A 3676-nucleotide genomic window follows, 5' to 3' on the forward strand; every position below is an offset into this window, starting at 1 on the left:
TTTGCTTTAAAGTTAACAGTTTTATGATTTGGGCTTGCGCTAACTAATATAGGAGCAATGCTATCTTTTAAGCCACCAGTAGGCTTACCTCTTTTTGCGCAATTAGTTAATGCTAAACTAAGTGTTGCTATTAAAAGAATTTTATAAATATTATAATTCATTTGTATGCGAATATATTTAGTGCAAAATAACAATTATTTTTTTTAAAAATAGACTTGCTTATTTTGTATTCTATCAATTTTAAAAAATTATTTGGTATAAGCCATACAAGCAATACTTATTTTCAAACCTTCAATTTTATTAAAAGCATTACAACAAGCTTCAAGGGTTGCTCCTGTTGTTATAATATCATCTATTAGTAAAATATGTTTATTTTCTAGATTGACATTATTTTGAACAAAAAATAACTCCTGCACATTTTTCCATCTATCTAAACGCAACTTTTTAGTTTGAGTTTTTGTGGATGAAATTTTAACTAAAGTAGTAGAATTGTATGTGACATTTAATTTTTTAGCCAAACTCTCTCCAAAAGTAGTGACCTGGTTATAACCCCTAGACCTTAATTTATCTCTATGAAGCGGAACAGGTATAATATAATCTAAATCTTTAAATCTATTACTTTTAGCTATTTCATCTCCAAGCCAATTACCAATAAAATTTCCAACTTGCTGCTGTTTATTGTACTTAAGTTCATGAATTAATTGTTGTACGTTTCCTTTTTTGGTAAAGTAAAATAAAGCTGTGGTATTTTCAATAGGTATTTTTCCATAAAAAGATTTTTCAGCCAAATTACCTTCTTCAAAACTAAAATTAGTTAAAGGCAAATCATGTCTACAAGATAAACAAATAGTAATTTCATTGTTGACTAAATGTTCGTTACAACACAAGCAAACCTCAGGAAAGAATAAATTAAAGATATCTTTCAGAAAAATCATAGCAGTACTTTTTTTAAAAATACATTTTTTTGGGAGAATTGAGGTAATTGACGTGAAAAACTACCGTAAAAATTATGAAATATAGTTTTTATGGTGTAATTTTATAATTCCTCAAAAAAATCACCTCAAAAATTATTTATCACCTCTATATAATTTAAATTTGCAATTCACGTTGAATAGTAAATAGACACAAGATAAATTTAAAGAATGATGGAAGAAAACAAAAAATCAAATAGTAAGGTAATTGTTATAATTTTAGCAGTACTGCTATTAGCTATTGTTGCATACACTTTTTACAACAATACAGAGCATAAAAAGTTAACTGATGCTATTGAAGAAGAAAAACTAGAAATTGAAGGGAATTTAGACAACATGATTGTTAAATATGAAGAAGCAATTGGTCAGAACACTTCTATGACTAATGAGCTATCTTTAGAAAGAGATCGTATTATTTCCCTTAGAGATTCTATAAAAGAATTAAAAGGTACTAATTATAATTTAATTAGAAGATTTAGAAAAGAAATTGCAAAATTAGAAGAAAAAAATAAAGAATTATTTTCATTAAATGAAATGTTAACTAGTGAAAATATGTTACTTACAACTAATTTAGACAGCGCTAGAGTAAATATTTCTCGTCAAATAGCTGTAAACGATACTTTATCAATACAGAATTCAAATTTATCAGAAAAGGTAGCTATTGGGTCTGTTTTAAAAGTAAGTTCAGCTAAAGTATTAGCAATGCGCGAAAAAACAAATGGAAAACTAGTAGAAACATCAAGAGCAAGAAATACAGATGCTTTTAGAATTAATTTTACGATCGCAAAAAATGAAATTTCAGAGCAAGGTGAACGTCAAGTATATATTCAAATTGTTAATTCCAAAGGAATTACGGTTGCAAGCAAAGGCGAATTAACTTTAAATGATATTCAAATAAGTTATAGCGACCAAACCATTATAAATTATTTAAATGAAGCAATTGATATAATTTCGTTGGTTGAAGTTAATAGAGATATTATAGATAGCGGACTTTATAAAGTAAATATTTATATAGAAGATAAATTTGTAGGAGCAACTCAAATTACCCTGAAGTAAAGAAAGTAACTCCAGATTAGTATTATTTAATGTTAATTGGGTGGAAATAGTTTCGGCTATTTCCACTTTTTATTTTTTAGTATTAAAACCTTTCCTATTTTTGCAAAATGGCAAATCAAGATGATCAATTTAAAAAAGTAATTTCACACGCAAAAGAATACGGTTTTGTATTTCAATCAAGTGAAATTTATGATGGTTTAAGCGCAGTGTACGACTATGCTCAAAACGGTGTAGAATTAAAGAAAAATATTAGAGAATATTGGTGGAAAGCAATGGTGCAAATGCATGATAATATTGTTGGCTTAGATGCTGCTATTTTTATGCATCCTACAACATGGAAAGCCTCTGGACACGTAGATGCTTTTAATGACCCATTAATTGACAATAAAGATTCTAAAAAAAGATATAGAGCTGATGTTTTAATTGAAGACTATGTTGGAAAATTAGATGCTAAAATTGAAAAAGAAGTTGAAAAAGCAGCAAAACGCTTTGGAGAATCTTTTAATAAAGAAGAATTTTTAGCAACAAACACAAGAGTTGTTGGTTACAAAGAAAAAGGAGATGCAATTTTACAGCGCATGGGGAAATCTTTAGAAAAAGAAGACCTTGTTGATGTAAAAGCATTGATTGAAGAATTAGAAATTGGTTGTCCGTTGTCAGGTTCAAAAAACTGGACAGATGTGAAGCAATTTAACTTAATGTTTGGGACTAAATTAGGTGCTTCAGCTGATACAGCAATGGATTTATATTTACGTCCAGAAACTGCGCAAGGTATTTTTGTCAACTTTTCTAATGTGCAAAAAACAGGAAGAATGAAAATTCCTTTTGGGATTGCACAAACAGGAAAAGCCTTCAGAAACGAAATTGTAGCTCGTCAATTTATTTTCCGTATGCGTGAATTTGAACAAATGGAAATGCAATTTTTTGTGCGTCCTGGTACTCAAAAAGAATGGTACGAACAATGGAAAGAAACGCGTTTAAAATGGCACCTTTCATTAGGAATGGGTGAAGATAATTACCGTTTCCATGACCACGAAAAATTAGCTCATTACGCAGATGCAGCTTCTGATATAGAATTTAGATTTCCGTTTGGATTTAAAGAATTAGAAGGAATTCATTCACGTACAGATTTCGATTTAAAAGCACACGAACAACATTCAGGAAAAAAATTACAATATTTCGATCCTGAAATTAATGAACACTATGTTCCTTATGTTGTTGAAACTTCAATCGGGTTAGATAGAATGTTTTTAGCAGTATTCTCAAATTCATTACAAGAAGAGGAATTAGAAAATGGTTCTACCCGTACTGTTTTAAAATTACCGTCAGTATTAGCACCAACTAAAGCCGCAATTTTACCTTTAGTTAAAAAAGATGGACTGCCTGAGGTTGCTCGTAAAATTGTAGATGATTTAAAATGGGATTTCAATGTTACTTATGATGAAAAAGATGCGGTTGGAAGACGTTATAGAAGACAAGATGCAGCAGGAACACCTTTTTGTATTACAGTTGATCACGACACGTTAAACGATAATTGCGTTACAATTCGTCATAGAGACACTATGGAACAAAAACGTGTGAAAATTGAAGAATTACGCTCAATAATTAAAGAAGATATTGACGTTAAAAACTGGTTAATGAAAATGTAA

3 protein-coding genes are annotated in these 3676 nt (G+C 29.5%); 2 read left to right on the plus strand and 1 reads right to left on the minus strand.

Annotated elements, in window-relative coordinates:
• Nucleotides 1-248: 248 nt before the first annotated feature.
• The gene (locus tag Q0352_RS06520; RefSeq protein WP_299525434.1) at nt 249-935 is read right to left on the minus strand and encodes a ComF family protein; all 687 of its coding nucleotides are present in this window, start codon (nt 933-935) and stop codon (nt 249-251) included.
• 207 nt (nt 936-1142) lie between these two features.
• Here Q0352_RS06520 and Q0352_RS06525 point away from each other — a divergent pair, with 207 nt between their 5' ends.
• Complete coding sequence (locus tag Q0352_RS06525; RefSeq protein WP_299525437.1) at nt 1143-2027, plus strand: hypothetical protein; 885 nt, start codon at nt 1143-1145, stop codon at nt 2025-2027.
• Between the two features lie 107 nt (nt 2028-2134).
• On the plus strand, nt 2135-3676 hold the full coding sequence (locus Q0352_RS06530) for a glycine--tRNA ligase (protein ID WP_299525440.1): 1542 nt from the start codon (nt 2135-2137) through the stop codon (nt 3674-3676).

The organism is uncultured Lutibacter sp., from assembly GCF_937891065.1.
Classification (GTDB): domain Bacteria; phylum Bacteroidota; class Bacteroidia; order Flavobacteriales; family Flavobacteriaceae; genus Lutibacter.

Coding starts and splice junctions, on each gene's coding strand:
- Q0352_RS06525 (WP_299525437.1), top strand. CDS start 1,143: ATGATGGAAGAAAACAAAAAATCAAATAGTAAGGTAATTGTTATAATT.
- Q0352_RS06530 (WP_299525440.1), top strand. CDS start 2,135: ATGGCAAATCAAGATGATCAATTTAAAAAAGTAATTTCACACGCAAAA.
- Q0352_RS06520 (WP_299525434.1), bottom strand. CDS start 935: ATGATTTTTCTGAAAGATATCTTTAATTTATTCTTTCCTGAGGTTTGC.